We start from the raw sequence: 15,061 nt of genomic DNA on the forward strand, positions 1-15,061 counted from the left end.
CTTAAATCCCGGCGGGTTCCAACTTCAGTTTTACAAGCTTATCCCTGGTAAGCCAGTATGCCTCCCAGCAGGTTTCTTACCTGGTTAAATCCGTTTTGCTGCAAAAAAGCTTTGGCGTTGGCTGAGCGGGCACCGGAGCGGCACTGCACAATCACTTCCTGCTCCTTCAGTTCTTCCAGATCGTCGAGTTGCTGCGGCAGGTTGCCAAGCGGGATGTTTTTGGCTCCCTCAATGCGGGATTCCTCGTACTCCCAGGGCTCCCGCACATCAATGATAACTGGTGTCTCGCCTTTGTTCAGGCGCTCTTTCAGTTCATCGGCAGTAATGTCAGTTGTTATCATGATTTTGTGAGTATTATTTTTTTTACAATAATTCCTTTACCTGTTTCGATATGCACGGTGTACAGGCCGTTTTTGAGATGGCGCAAAGATACCGGTTTACCAGCAGCACCAGCCACCTGGCTGTGCACCTGCCGGCCCATGATGTCGTATACGCTGATTCGCCTGTACAAGCCATCAATATACACGTCGCCTGCCGTTGGGTTGGGGTACAGGAAGTACGGATCCGCAGCAATTTCTTCGGCTACGCTCAGCGCCTCCCCCGTCATCACAGGGCGCATCATCACGGCTCCGGCGGTAGTGGTATCGCTCACCCAGCCGCTTACCCCACCCGACAGAAACCGCCTGCCAGCAGCACTGGAGTTGCGGTCGAAGCCGATGTTAACGAACAGCCTGCCCGGTTGCGACCAGCCAATGTAAAAGCGTTCGTTCACGTTTACCGGCTTTGGCAGCACAACCTCGTAGAACTGGTTGGCAACTTCAGTATAAGTAATCTGAAAAGACTGCTGATACACCGATTCCCCGGGCACGCCATCTGCATCCTTCCAGATCCTGAACGTAAGCGAAGTACCCTCCAGGCTGTTGCCTACCTGCGGAAAGTACACCCGGAAAGCACGAATCTGGTCGGGCCGGTTCAGGTCGAAGCGCTGCGCTACCTGCGAGGTACTGGAGGAGATATAGCTGAAGCCCGCCTCGGCGGTACCATCGTCGTAGGCGTAGTAATCGGCAAACTGGGTTTCACGGCTCACACTGTCGTTGGCGCGGTGCAGCGGGTTCTGCTCCCGCGTATCCAGGAAAAGGCCGTGCACCAGCTTAAACGCCTCCTGCGGCAATGGCAGGTTACTTACCCGCGGCACGCCTCTCACCTCAAACTGCTGCGCACTGCCGGGCACCAGGCCCGGAGCCCTCAGAAAAGTGTCGGCAGGCGCACTTGCCTCTGCCAGTTTTATGTAGCCGCGCCAGCTGATGGCCCCCGGAATGTTGCCCAGGTTGTTGATTGTCGCCAGCACTTCCTCGCGCAGCGCAGCCTCGGGGTTCTCCAGGAACTGTGGCACCGGCATGGCGGCATAATGCTTCAGCAACGGCGAAACCGGGCGGCTTAGCGCAATATCCAGCGAGGTGGTCTGCCCCTTCCGGCGGTTCCGGTCGAGCTCCACATAGTCCAGGTTCCAGACATCGGCCAGGCCAGTTCTGCGGCCGATGTTCCGGAAGCGGAACTGAAACGTTTCGTGAAAAAAGCGGGGCTCCGCTAAGGCAACAAACGCCTGTGCGAAGGCCGTAACCTCGCCCACCGCATTTTGCCGCCACACCTGCTGCCAGGCATCTGTGTTATCTTTAAACTCCAGTATTAGATGAAAGCTGTTGGTGGAGGTCCTGTCCGGCACATCGCCAAGGCCACCGGATTGCCAGTAAAAACTCAGGTACACCGAATCGGCCGGGGAGAAACCGTTCAGCTGGATCGGTTGCGAGGTGAGGGTATCGGAGGCACCCGTAGCTACAGACGAAGGTGCATAGGGCGCGCCAGCGGCATCAACCCCATCCAGCGAAGCCACCCCTATACTGACAGGGTTGAGGGCATACCGGTTGTTTATGTAGGCGCCGCCGCCGTTTTGCCAGCGGTCCGGATCGGGAAGGCCAGTTGCGGTTGCGGCAAAATCATCGAAAAAAGGCAGCGTACTGGCCTGCAGGCGTAGCTGTAGTGCATGCTGAGCAGGCGAGTCAGCGGCTGAAGCACGGTTTTCCTGCTGCAGCGGCGCGAGCGTGACCTGCGCTGCCGCACCCACGTAACTACCTACCAAAAAAGCGATTAGCGCCAGTTCTTTTCTCATACCTTCCTTCAGGCAGCCTCTGGTTTAAAAGCTGCACTGTATCCTGTTTACTCAAAAAGCGGGGTAGATCCTTCTTCACCTGCCACCCACAGGTCCACCATCTCCCCAACTCGTATTTTGGCACCTACCTGCGCGATCGGGCGCTGCCGCACTACAGTTCCGTCCGGTTCGCCGGAGCCCTGCACATAAATGATGTTACCGATCTGCAGCCCCTGCCCCACCAGCAGCACCGAGGCTTCGTCTACGGGCATTCCTATAACGTCCGGCATCTCGAATTCAGTATTGCCCAGGCCGTTGCCTACGTGCAGGTCTACCACGGCACCCTTCTGTACAGGCTCGCCAGGCTTTACTTCCTTGCCATTCACAAACTGCTTCAACACGGCATTTTGCTGCAGGTCAGGCACATAAGTAACCTGCCCTTTCTTTAGCGAATAGCTTTTCAGGATCAGCTCTGCGTTCATCACCGAGCCGTCGATCAGTTTCGGCATCTTGATCATGGGCGGGTTTTTCATGTTGATGCTGACATAGATCTTTCGGTTTTCCTTTACTTTGGCGCCCGGAGCCGGGTCCTGGGTCAGAATCTCGAAAGGCTTGCGGTCGGTCTGGTAGGTGGAGTCGTTCACGAAGTAGCGCAGGTTCTGCTCTTCCAGGTACCTTTCCGCATCGGGCAGCTGCATGCCCACAATTTTCGGCACGGAGATCGATTCTCCATGATTGGTGGTAGAGGGCAGGTACCAATAAAAAAAGCCAACCACTATCACTGCCACCAAAAAGGCCATGATGGCCAGGTGTATCAGCACATCCCTGAATGATCTTACTTTTAACATTTTATAATATGGGTTGAATCGCCTGAAGCTGCTTATGCTTCAGTAATATGTTAAGCTTGTAGTTTATTTTAAACTGCCGCGAAGCAGGTAATTTTGTCCCCCTTTGAAGGGGGCAGGGGGATGACCTTTCAGAGTGTTTCTACTTCTGGTTTTCGACTATCCATCCTTCAATTGCTCTTTGTGCATTATGTAAATCTTTCATTACTTCTTCATCTGTAAACCGCAGTGTGGTAAAGCCTAGCGCTTCCAATGTTTTATCCCTTTCCTCGTCTTCAACACTCTTGAAATTATGTGAATAGCCATACACTTCAATTATCAGTTTCAACTCCTTGCATAAAAAATCAGCGATATAGTTGTGAACTGGTCGCTGCCTTAAAAAAGGGTATCCTAATTTGCTTTTACTTAATAATTCACACCACAATCTCACTTCAGCCTTAGTTGAGTCTGAGCGGAGACCTCTGGCTAGCGGCTTTAGCTTTTTATTGTACTGGTTGTTTGCTGCCATCGCGTGAGGCTATTATGCTGCTAGTAATCATCCCCCTACCCCCAAGGGGGACTTTCTTGAACTAGTAAGATCAGCACATAAATTAAATTATTCTAATTAAATAGCCCCTCCAGAGCCTGCTACTTCTGCTGTTTCCAGCCAAATACTATACCTCGGCCCGCATTCTGGTTCTTTCAATACCGAACTGCAGGATACGGTCTATGAAGTCGTAGGGCTTGTAGCCGTTGAGGGCGGTCTGGTGGAAGATGCAGGTGGCCGGGGTCATGCCAGGGAGCGAGTTTACTTCGATGATGATGGTCTCCACCTCATCGTTCTCCAGCACCCGCACAAAGGCGTCGATGCGGGCGTAGCCTTCTATCTGCAGAATCTGCGCCACGCGCTTCAGGTCGGCTTTTACTTTTTCTGATATCTGCTGGCGTCGCTCGGGGTCGGTGGCGTAGCGGGCCGGGGTAATGTTCTGCCCCTCCCCTGCCAGGAACTTCTCCTCCAGCGACAGCACTTCTCCTTCAGCCAGCGCCTCTGAAGCCTCGAAAATCTCGTACTCCACGGTGCCGTCGGGGCTATAGCGGGTAAGCAAGCCGCCTGTAATTTCCAGGAAGTGCTTGGCTCCGTTTCTGGAGATCAGCGTCTCTACCAGGAATCCCTGCTTGTTCGGGAACTCTTCTTTAAAACCGAGCGATAAGGTACGGGCGCAATCAGTATCCAGCTCCTCCATCTCCCGGAAGATCAGCTTTGAAAATGCCTCCAGCTCTGCCCGGTTCTTGATCTTCTTCACAGCAGAGCTGCAGCCATCGTCTGCCGGCTTGGCAATAAACGGGTAGCTGAACTCCGCCTCAATGCCTCGGCAGAACGCTTCCGGATCCTGCTGCCATTCCTCCTTGTAGGCCATGCGGTGCTTTGCCACCGGCACGCCATGCCGGGCCAGCAGCTCGTTGGTATCGTACTTGTTGATGGTGATCTGTGAGGACTGGATGCCGGAACCGTTGTACGGGATGTGCAGTTTTTCCAGCTCCTGCTGCAGGGCACCGTCTTCGCCCGGGCGGCCGTGCAGCGCGATAAACACCACATCTACCAGGTTCTTCAGCTGCGCGTAAGTCAGGCGTTGCGGTTCTTTTAGGGTGCCGCCCGTGTACTTGCGGGTAATGCCGGCCGCCTCCTTCATGATCTGCGCCAGCACCGGGTGCGGCTGCCCGCCCTGCTCAAAATACTGGATCTTCTCTTTTATATCATCGGCATTATCCTTCAGCATGATATTGACTGGGATCGTGTGCAGCTGGTGCGCCTGGTTACTCCCCGTCAGGAAAATAGGCAGCGGCTCGTACTCCGAAGAAGAAGAAAGTTTTTCGTAGATGTTGCGGCCACTCTCCACCGAAATATGTCGCTCCGAAGAATAGCCTCCCATGATCACCCCTACCCGGATTTTGTCGTGGCGGTGCGCCTGCTCATCTTTAATGGCTTTGTCGAGGTCCTGCAGCAGCTTCGTGAACAGCACCGTGTCCTTGCCCGACTTCAGGCGCTCAGCCAGCGAAGTCCGGATAATGTAGGTCAGGAACTGCGACGGATTCAGCCCGATCTCAGCGGCCTGATGAAAGAAGAACGACGACGGCAGCATGCCCGAGGTGGTGTTGGGGTCGTTCAGGAATAGTTCGCCGCCCTCGGTGATAAAACCATCGAGGCGGGCATATACATTAAAGCCAAGGGCGACAAACAGCTTGCTGCAGGCTTCCCTGATGCGCTGAATCTCGTCGGTTGGCAGGTTGATCGGTGTGATTTTGCGGCTCAGGCCCGGCAGGTACTTCGACCGGTAATCGAACATCTCGTTGCCTTTCACGATCTCGGTAGGTGGCAGGGCAATAGGTTTGCCTGCTTCGTCCTGCACCACAATGCAGGAGAACTCCTTGCCTTTCACAAAGGCCTCTACCAGCACCAGTTGCTCCCGCTCCACACTCGCCAACCGGATGGTTTCTGCTGAAGTGCTGCTAAAAGTGCTGTTGATATGCCCGAGCAGTTCCTCCGGATGGTAGAGCCAGGAGCCATCGGTTAGCACCACCGGCATCCCGATACCTTCCCGGATATCGACCAGCTGCTTCATGGTGGCCACCTGCTTCTCCTCGCTCATGGCCAGCCACTGTTTTTTATAGATGGTTTTGGTGAAGAAGCTGCGCTCCACGGCCTGCTCAAAAGCAGAAAAATCGTTTTCGCGCACAATAGACACGCCAATAGACGAGCCCTGGTGCGGCGCCTTGAGCACGAGCGGCAAACCAAGTTCCGACACAAGCTCCTCGAAAAGGGGTTCGCGCCGGCCTAGGTCGGTCCATTGGTTGTACGGGATGGTTTTGTAAGCCGGTGTGGGGAAGCCATGCTGACGGAGCATCTCTTTCTGGGCCACCTTGTCGATGCCGATAGCTGAGGGCAGGATGCCGGAGCCAGAGTACGGAATATGGTACCACTCCAGCATGCCCTGGATGCTGCCATCCTCACCGTGCGGGCCGTGCAGCGTCAGGAAGGCAAAGTCGAAGTGCTGGCGGAACTCGTGTGGCAGCAGCCGCTTGCCCGTTTTGGCAATGATGGCATCCTGCTCGGCAATGCTCAGCTCGCCCAGCGACTCCATGTATACCTGCAGTTGGTGCACACTCTCCGGCAGCGACTCCACCGGGGGGTAAAAGTCGCGGATGGTGCCTTTGTAAATAAAGCGCCAGTCCAGCAGTATAAAGTTGCCCAGGCTGTCGGCAAATACCGGCACGGCCTCAAACAGCACCTTGTCTAAATTATCGAAAACTGTACGACCTCCTGCAAACGAGATTTCACGCTCGCGCGAGGGTCCACCGAAGATTATTCCTACTCTCATTCCTGCAAAGGTAGTAAATTTAGTTACTTCTATACCAATACCAACTGGCTGCAACTGTAACGCGCAAGGCTGGTGCCATAGTTTGGCCTCAAAATAAAAATCGGAATTAAAAATCAGAAATCAGGGGTGCTCAGGAGGCAATTATTCTAATGAAAATGCCCCTCCGGAGGTTTTCTGCGGCTCCTTTAGAGGTTAGATGTTGGAGGGTAAACGCCAGACTTTATTGGCTGATTTATGATTTTCAGGATAAAAGGATTTGCAGCATATGCTAACAACTTGAGCAAGTGGAGCTGTTTAGGTTAAATGGAAGGTTTAAAGCAGCGGCGTGAGCAGAAGAAAAAATCTCCGGAAGGGCATTTTCATTAGAATAATTGCTCCGAAGCCTGACAGCCCATCTTTCAAAGAATACCAGGGGCTTCTCTCCTACAAGGACCTGCGAAGACGGCAAAACAACCATTTAGCAATTTAACAGTTTAGCAATTTAACCATCCGGCCAAACACAACCGGCTTTCTTACAGCCAGTAAGATCGAAATAATGATCTTTATCAGTCCACACCTATTGTTTATTCGTAATTAGCTATATTTGTCCATATATCCGCGATAGCAGTATACAAAGGTTGATACCTGGCATACCCGCCGAAGGTGGATCAAATTCAAACAAAAAGAGAACACTATTTATGAGAACAGTAGACAACTACAACTTTGCCGGCAAAAAGGCACTTGTACGTGTTGACTTCAACGTACCGCTCGACAAGGAATACAACATCACCGATGATAACCGCATCCGGGCGGCTGTACCCACTATCCAGAAAATTCTGGCCGACGGTGGCGCTGTGATCCTAATGTCGCATTTGGGGCGGCCCAAAGCGGGCCCGGAGGAGAAATTCTCGCTCCGGCACCTGGTAAACCGCCTCTCGCAGGAGTTCCAGACCAACGTGAAGTTTGCCCCCGACTGTATCGGCGATGATGCCGTTCAGCTGGCAAACGACCTGCAGCCCGGCGAGATTCTGCTGCTCGAGAACCTGCGTTTTTATAAAGAAGAAGAGAAAGGCGACCCTGTTTTTGCTGAAAAGCTGGCCCGCCTTGGCGATGTGTACGTGAACGATGCCTTCGGTACTGCTCACCGCGAACACGCTTCTACAGCTGTGGTAGCTCGCTATTTCCCCAACGACAAGGTGATGGGTTATGTAATGCAGGCCGAGCTGGACAACGCCCGCCGTGTGCTCGAAAAAGCCGAGCGCCCTTTTACCGCCATTATGGGAGGAGCCAAGATCTCTGACAAGATCATGATTATAGAGCAGTTGCTCGACCGCGTAGACAACCTGCTGATAGGCGGGGCTATGTCCTACACCTTTGTGAAAGCAGATGGTGGCGACATTGGTTCTTCGCTGGTGGAGATAGACAAGCTGGAGCTGGCCAACCGCCTGATAAAATTAGCCAAAGAGAAAGGCGTGAACATCATGATTCCGGTAGACTCCATTATAGCCGATGGTTTCAGCAACGATGCCAACGTAGACACCTGCCTGAGCCACCACATTCCGGATAACTGGATGGGACTCGACATTGGCCCTAACGCCCGCGAGCAGTATGCCGACGTGATCAGGAACTCCAAAACCATTCTCTGGAACGGCCCGATGGGTGTGTTCGAGATGTCGAACTTCGCTGTTGGCACCGAGTTTATTGCCGATGCCGTGGTAGATGCCACCCGCCTTGGCTCCTACTCCCTGATTGGTGGTGGCGACTCTGCCGCAGCCGTAAACCAGTTGGGCTACGCCGATAAGGTTTCCTACGTATCGACGGGTGGTGGTGCGCTGCTGGAGTACATGGAAGGCAAGACCCTGCCAGGCGTGGCCGCTATTGAGCGCGACGACTATTAGATCTTGGATAGATAACTGTGAAAGGTCTGATTAGAAGCTCATCCTAAATTGTGAGATAAAAATCCCCTGCCGCCTTCGTTGGCGACAGGGGATTTTTTATTTCCCGCCTTGTTAGCAGCTTCGCTACTAAATACTGACAAGTAATACTGTATTACATAAAGCTCCTTCCATCTAAATTTTCCTTTTTTGTCATCCCTTTAGGATCTTGTGGTTGGGAAGCAATGACTTACACAAATACATAAGACTCGGCCTTGTCATCCAGACTCAGCCACTACAGATACTTCTTCAGAATTTTTCTAATAAAAACGCACCTCCGAAGCATTCTGCTCCTCCTGCTGCTGCTTTCCAAATTCCCTGCGCTGGGCACCCCCATAACACCCCTGCTTCACCTCCACCGCAGATTTCAAACTGACAAGCCCATGTTGCAACACCTTTACTAACTCTTATTAAATCTTTATAAATTTAAATTTTTTTGCTTATATTCAGCTTAGCTTTCAGTTTTAGTTCTGCATAATTTGATTTTAGGACAAGTTAAAAAAAAGGGTTGAGCAGTCCACCGTCATGTGTTGCCATCTGCATCACTCCTGCTGGTTATTTGTACAGGGAAAGTTAGTTGAAAGTAAAGTTAGGATAAAATGCTAGTGCTATGATCGAAAAATACACCTTGAATACCACACGTGCAGAGGCTTTTGCAGATTTTATGGTAGATACTTTAAACAAAAGCGCGCTGTCTCTGATGATCTCCATCGGCCACCGGGCCCGCCTGTTCGACACGATGCATGCCCTCAATTACGCCACTTCCGAAGAAATTGCGGAGAAGGCCGGGCTGCACGAGCGCTATGTAAGAGAGTGGCTCGGTGCTGTTACCACAGGCGGCGTAGTGGAGTATTCCCCCGAAACCAAAACTTTTCATCTGCCGCCCGAGCATGCTGCCTACCTTACCCGTGAGGCAGGCGCAGACAACATGGCCGTGTTTATGCAGTACATTGCCGTAATGGGCGAGGTGGAAGACGACATTCTGAAGTGCTTTAAAGAAGGCGGAGGAGTACCTTATGCTAGATACCATCGCTTCCATGATGTGATGGCCGAAGACAGCGGACAGTCTGTTTTGTCGTCGCTGGAGAGCCATATTCTCCCGCTGGTTCCCGGGCTCACAGATAAACTAAAAGCAGGCATTCAGGTACTGGACGTTGGCTGTGGGTCAGGCAGGTTTATAAACAAGCTTGCTGAACTTTTCCCTGAATCCCACTTCACGGGCTTAGACTTATCGGCAGAGGCAGTAGGAACCGCCAGAGCTGAAGCTGCCAGCTTGAGCCTGCAGAACGTGGAGTTTGTGGAACAGGACCTTTCCGACTTCGACCAGAAAGCACCACAAGCAAAATACGACCTGATCACCTCCTTAGACGCCATACATGACCAGGGAAAACCATTCCAGGTATTAAAAGGAATTTATAAAGCCCTGAAAAACGATGGTGTGTACCTGATGCAGGACATTAGCGGAACGAGCCATCTGGAGGAGGACATGAAGCACCCCATAGGTCCGTTTCTGTACACGATCTCCTGCATGCATTGCATGACGGTGTCGCTGGCACAGAACGGGGAAGGGCTTGGTGCCATGTGGGGAGAAGAAACGACGAAAGAATATTTACACAGGGCAGGTTTTTCGTCAGTAAAAACAAATAAGCTGGCGCACGATATTCAGAACAACTGGTATGTGGTGCAAAAGTAATTGGCTGCTCAGGATTTTATAAATCAGATTTCAAACAGCGTTCCAATCCATTCATATCAACCCTATCGTTTATGAGCAGCCTTGTATTTGTTATCGATACCAAAGGAGACTATTACTTTGATCTGATTTATATTTTCGTGTTTCTTTTCGCGGCAGCCTGGCTCCTGGCAGAAGGTGCAAAACGAAAATTCAACGCCGTTGCCTGGGTGCTGGCCATGGCCGTGACCTGGTTCCTGTTTATAGCCGGCACCAAACTATTCACCTACTCCCCCACCGACTGGAAAGCCCTTTTGCTGGGGCAGCAGCTCCCCCTTACGTTCGACAAGGTACTCTTTGGAGGATTATTTCTTTCTGGGATAGGGTTTGTATTTCTGAAACGGATACTGCGCCTGAACAACAGCACTCTGGATGCTTTTGCTGTTTTGCTCCCGCTCGCTATCGGCATGCAGCGGGTAGGCTGCCTGCTGGCAGGCTGCTGCCACGGCATCGTAACAGACCTAAGCTGGGGTGTTCAGTACAAGCCGCTCACGCTGCCGCACTACCACCAGTTTCAGGCCGGCCTGCTCGAGCCTGGCCAGTATTTTGCGCTGCCCGTGCACCCCACGCAGCTCTACGAACTTGTGGCCGGCGTAGTGGTAGCAGCTATTGTATTGTTAGTGAAGCGGCACATAAAACCGCCTGGCAACGCCTTTGTGCTGGCCATCGTGCTGTACAGCTTCTTCCGGTTTTTTATTGAATTCTACAGAGATACGGCCGCTCACGCAAGTGGAGGCACCCTGGTGGCAGACCTGAAAATTATGCAGTGGATTTTGCTGCTGACCACAGGGCTTTTGAGCCTGTTATTTATTTACCGGGAGAAAACGTATGCTCCCCCATAATTTACAGCTCCCCCGCCTACACCGGCCCTTTATATGACGCTGCCACTACTCCTGAGCTTGCTGGCTGCCACCTGGAGCCTGAAAAACTGGTTTTCGTATGCTGAATTTGTGGCACTCCATACAGCGCTCCTTCCGGCCATGGCCGTGATGAGTATGCATGTGTTCAGAACTTTTACCGTACCGCAATACCGCTGGCTCACGGCTGCCATTCTGGTTGTACCTGTGTTTTTAATGGGTCAGGCATTTCCGGAGCAGAGGCAGGACTCAGCCACTGCACAGTCTTACCATACCGTAAAAATTGGCTACGGCACAGGCGACTATTATAATTCGCATAACATAGGCACAGGCAGCGGTTGTGGCCGGGTAAGCAACACCAGTTATTTTCACCAGGAATATATAATGGGAGGAGCAGGCTATGCCATCACGAAACCGAAAAATGAAGGTGACTTAACCTACGGCGTAAATGCCTATGCCGGCACACACGAAGAAACCAATATCACTCCTGGCAGCGTATTACGCTCTCCTGACAAAACCACTATAGTAGGCGTTAATCCGTTTATTTATTACGACACGAAATGGCTTGGAATTGGTGGCGGGCTCCATGTAGGCAATCTTTTTTACACCACCGAAGATCTACAGCAAGAAGGAACGGGCATACCGGAAAGTGGTGGCAAAAGAACACCCATTTATCCGCAGGCGCGTCTCAGAATCGGACCTACCCGCATCCTTTTTGGCGATGTACGCCTGGCAGACCATTTTCCCACGCCTTTGCCGGGTTTGCGCTACCAGGTAAGCCTTGGAAGTGGCTTTGGCTTAAGAAACGGCACGTTTCTAAGAGCAGGCACCAACGGTGTAAACGACTTTATAAGTGGCCAATTTGTATTAAACAACCAATTTGTGATTGAGCCACTTTACCTGTGGGGAGAAACTAGTTTTGGGTTACAAGGCCAGGAATACAGGCAAAGGCAATTCTCGCTAGGCCTGCATTACCGTTTTAACCACAAAGACGAAAAAGTATTGAGAAGGTAAGGGGCTTTGCCTAATTAAAAATTAGAAATTAGAAATTAGAAATGATCCGGACACTAGCATACTCGCTCGTGACAACTATTCCACGGCCTCTGGCAGCTTGGAAGCTAATTTGCAAGGACATTTTCTCCAAAAATCATATTGGAGGGCCACTAAATACATGCAAGAAAATTCCGCCGGACAAGTTCAACCAGCAGCAGCAGCAGTGCTAAGTATCGCGATAGGGCATTTTCTATTAGAATAATTAATCCTCCCTCGACAAAACTTACTTGATTGTACTTAGCGATCTATCTGTTCACCTTCCTACCCTTAAGTTGCCAGAGGTAGGAAGGGCTTTTTCTTGGCCAGCTTAATTTTTCTTCGGGTCCAGGATCGTGTTTAGTCTCACCAGTGCATCATCTAAATGGTAGCGGGTGAGGTCGTTGGTGTGGCGGGTGCGTGCGGTTGAAATTTGCCGCTGCAGCTTCACCAGTTCCCCTCTCACTATCGACCGGATATCCGACTGATTGATAGAAACAGGTGTGGTTACGCCTCTCGCAGAAGAGGCAGGTGTGGCTGCTTCCACGTTGAGCAGGTAGTTCATCCGGTCTAGGTAGGCCTTCTGGAGGTTGCGACGGTAAATATCTATTTTGGCTCCGCTGTACACCTCGCTCCAGACACCCCGCTGCAGCTGGCTCACCATGTCCAGGGCATTGTATTTTACCTGCTGCACCTCGTTCTCCATCAGGCGGGCCAGCCTTACGGAAGTGAGCAGGCTGTTCAGGTGCCTTACCTGCAGGCTCCGCACATGCTCCACATGGCTGGCATGGTGCACGTTGCGGCTGATCTGTGCCTGGTGCAGCCACTCCGGCGAGGTAAAGGCGTTTTTCAGAAGCCAGTCTAAAGAGGCTTTCTGCGTTGCAACCGGCACTGGAGTATAAATGTAGCCTTTCTGCTCGGGCTTCAGGCGCTGCTCATTTACGCCTCCCACATTGGTTACCACATGGCCTATGTAGCGGCTCCACACCCCCAGCAGCTCATCGTACAGCTCCGACAGGTCGTCGTAGTCGTTGGTTTGGGCGGCGGTCCAGTCGTAGAGGCTGGGAGCTACGCGCTTCAGATTCTGTAAACCGTAGGTGCTTGCCTTTATCACGTCGGCCCCGATGCCTTCTGTCTGGCTATCCGGATCATGGCCACCGCTGCCGCTGCCAAACTGGTAAATCGGGTTGCCCGCTTTTTCAGTAATCCACTTCGAAAGAGTGGGAATCTCCTCCTCTGCAGATGTTGCATCGGGCAGGTAGCGGTAGCCCCAGTTGATCACATAATGGTCGTAGGGACCCAACTGACGCACATACCGAATGTTTTTATCTCCGGGCTGGGCCACATAGTTGTAGCGGGCATAATCCATAATGGTGGCGGCAATACCATACTGCTGCGTAAAGCTGCCAGACCGGAGCGAGTCGGTGGGGTAGGCGGCGCTGGCTTTCATGTTGTGCGGCAGGCCAAGGGCATGGCCAACTTCGTGCGTGATCACCTCCAGCATCATGCCTCCCAGGTCTTCTATGGGCGTGTCGAGGGTGCGGGCACTGGGGTTGGCAGCTCCGGTTTCCAGCAGGTACCGGTTGCGGTAAGAGCGCAGGTGGTTGTGGTACCAGATAATGTCGCTGCTGATAATTTCGCCGGAACGGGGGTCCGACACACTGGGCCCTACGGCATTGCGGGTAGTGCTGGCAACGTAGCGGATCACGGAGTAGCGTACGTCTTCCGGCGTAAAATCAGGGTCTTCTTCAGGTGAGGGCGGATCTCTGGCGATAATCGCATTTTTAAAACCAGCTGTCTCAAAAGCCTTTTGCCACTGCTCCACCCCTGCCTTAATGTAGGGGCGCAGCTTGGCAGGCGTAGCCGGATCGAGGTAATATACAATTGGTTTAACAGGCTCCACCAGTTCCCCCCGCTTATAGGCTTCCACGTCTTTTGGCTCCAGGCGCCACCTGCGGATGTAGGCTTTTTCATCGGCTTTGTGCGCCTCGGAGCCATAATCGATTTGCCGGACTGTAAAATACCCAACCCGGTAATCGTTCAGGCGCGGCTGCATGGGCTCTGCTGGCAGCAGCACCATCGACTGGTTCATGAGGATACTGATAGAGCCAGTGGCGGCATTGGAGGGCGGCTCAGAGGCTTCGTACGTAAAGTCCTGCCGCACTTCAATGTTCAGCGGAAAACTTCTGATGCTGTTGATGAAGCTCCGGGACTCATCGAGGCGGATAACTTTGTAGTCGCGCCGCATGTTGGCGCTCAGGCCGCTAAAGGCTTTTACGTCGGTCTGCAGAAACCGGGTCACGTCTATTACATAGGCGCTGGAGTCTTTGGTTACGGCTGCAATATCGAAGGCGAAAATGGTAGGCTGGTAATTGTTGGCCTGCACCGACAGACTGATGGGCAGCGTATCGGCGGCATGGGAACTGTAGGACTTTGTTTTGAGCAGGATCTTGTTCTCGAACTTCTGCCACTCCACCATCTGCTCGTTTACCGACGAGCCCGCATTTACATAGCCACCTCCAAGCCCTGCCGGCAAACTGGCAAAGCGGCTTATCCACAGGAAATCGCGCCGGAGCAGCGAATCGGGTATTTCGTAGTAGTACTTGTCGGCCACTTTATGCACCGTGAAAACCCCTTTGTCTGTGACGGCTCCTTTTGTGATCACATCATTATACCCTCTGGCACCTCCTCTCTGAGCCGGCGGAACCGTCCGGATTCTGTCCGGCTCCTGTTGGGTAACAGCGGGTGTTGGCTGTGCTGGAGTTTTTGTACTGGAACAGGAAGTCTGGGTAAGAAAGATAAGCGAAAGAAAACTTATGATCTGGTAGTATTTAATCATTTGAAGTACAATTAAAATTAAGCCTGCCGCACGGCCCGCTCACAGAGCAGCAACGGTTTCAAAGATAAACCATATTTTAAACAGGACACCATGATTCTGGCTAATGTGGGTACATTTTTTGCCAAACCCTTACTTATCAACAACCTATGCAACCTGCCATATTCCTCGCTCCCTGAAAAAGCTAAATTTCTAAAGTCCTAATTCAGGTCAAAGGTAAATTATTCCAATAAAAATGCCCCTCCAGAGGCTTAGCCGCTGCTACTGCAGTTTACAAATCTGGCGCTCCTCCCTTTTGATTATCAGAAAGGTTAAAGGCCTTTAATAATGCCAGGCATCTTTGCACTCAT

At 52.1% G+C, this 15,061-nt stretch carries 10 protein-coding genes; 4 read left to right on the forward strand and 6 right to left on the reverse strand.

Features of this window, described 5'->3' with window-relative positions; all coding sequences use genetic code 11:
* Positions 1–38: 38 nt before the first annotated feature.
* From FJM74_RS17000 to FJM74_RS17020, 5 genes are all read right to left on the reverse strand, one after another.
* Positions 39–341 carry a rhodanese-like domain-containing protein gene (locus tag FJM74_RS17000; protein WP_187263833.1) on the reverse strand — a complete coding sequence of 101 codons (303 nt, stop codon included), beginning with the start codon at positions 339–341 and terminating at the stop codon, positions 39–41.
* A complete protein-coding gene (locus FJM74_RS17005) occupies positions 338–2,167 on the reverse strand; it encodes a T9SS type A sorting domain-containing protein (RefSeq protein WP_187263834.1) in 1,830 nt (609 codons plus the stop codon). Before FJM74_RS17005 ends, FJM74_RS17000 begins: the two co-directional genes overlap by 4 nt.
* A 47-nt stretch (positions 2,168–2,214) precedes the next feature.
* Positions 2,215–2,994 carry a PASTA domain-containing protein gene (locus FJM74_RS17010; RefSeq protein WP_187263835.1) on the reverse strand — a complete coding sequence of 260 codons (780 nt, stop codon included), beginning with the start codon at positions 2,992–2,994 and terminating at the stop codon, positions 2,215–2,217.
* Positions 2,995–3,133: 139 nt separating this feature from the next.
* The gene (locus tag FJM74_RS17015) at positions 3,134–3,499 is read right to left on the reverse strand and encodes an endonuclease domain-containing protein (RefSeq protein WP_187263836.1); all 366 of its coding nucleotides are present in this window, start codon (positions 3,497–3,499) and stop codon (positions 3,134–3,136) included.
* Positions 3,500–3,644: 145 nt separating this feature from the next.
* A complete protein-coding gene (locus FJM74_RS17020; protein ID WP_187263837.1) occupies positions 3,645–6,347 on the reverse strand; it encodes a D-alanine--D-alanine ligase family protein in 2,703 nt (900 codons plus the stop codon).
* A gap of 677 nt (positions 6,348–7,024) precedes the next feature.
* On the opposite strand from FJM74_RS17020, the gene FJM74_RS17025 reads away from it, so the two are divergent.
* The 4 genes from FJM74_RS17025 to FJM74_RS17040 all read left to right on the forward strand — a co-directional run bounded on the left by FJM74_RS17025 (position 7,025) and on the right by FJM74_RS17040 (position 11,860).
* Entirely contained in the window at positions 7,025–8,224 is a 1,200-nt protein-coding gene (locus FJM74_RS17025) for a phosphoglycerate kinase (RefSeq protein ID WP_187263838.1), read from the forward strand.
* Positions 8,225–8,870: 646 nt separating this feature from the next.
* A complete protein-coding gene (locus FJM74_RS17030) occupies positions 8,871–9,953 on the forward strand; it encodes a class I SAM-dependent methyltransferase (RefSeq protein ID WP_187263839.1) in 1,083 nt (360 codons plus the stop codon).
* Between the two features lie 71 nt (positions 9,954–10,024).
* The gene (locus tag FJM74_RS17035; protein WP_187263840.1) at positions 10,025–10,831 is read left to right on the forward strand and encodes a prolipoprotein diacylglyceryl transferase family protein; all 807 of its coding nucleotides are present in this window, start codon (positions 10,025–10,027) and stop codon (positions 10,829–10,831) included.
* A gap of 33 nt (positions 10,832–10,864) precedes the next feature.
* Positions 10,865–11,860 carry a hypothetical protein gene (locus tag FJM74_RS17040; protein ID WP_187263841.1) on the forward strand — a complete coding sequence of 332 codons (996 nt, stop codon included), beginning with the start codon at positions 10,865–10,867 and terminating at the stop codon, positions 11,858–11,860.
* A gap of 346 nt (positions 11,861–12,206) precedes the next feature.
* On the opposite strand, the gene FJM74_RS17045 is transcribed toward FJM74_RS17040, so the two are convergent.
* Positions 12,207–14,714 carry a zinc-dependent metalloprotease gene (locus tag FJM74_RS17045; RefSeq protein ID WP_187263842.1) on the reverse strand — a complete coding sequence of 836 codons (2,508 nt, stop codon included), beginning with the start codon at positions 14,712–14,714 and terminating at the stop codon, positions 12,207–12,209.
* Positions 14,715–15,061: the final 347 nt, after the last annotated feature.

The organism is Pontibacter beigongshangensis (assembly GCF_014332515.1).
In the GTDB taxonomy this organism is placed as follows: Bacteria; Bacteroidota; Bacteroidia; order Cytophagales; family Hymenobacteraceae; genus Pontibacter; species Pontibacter beigongshangensis.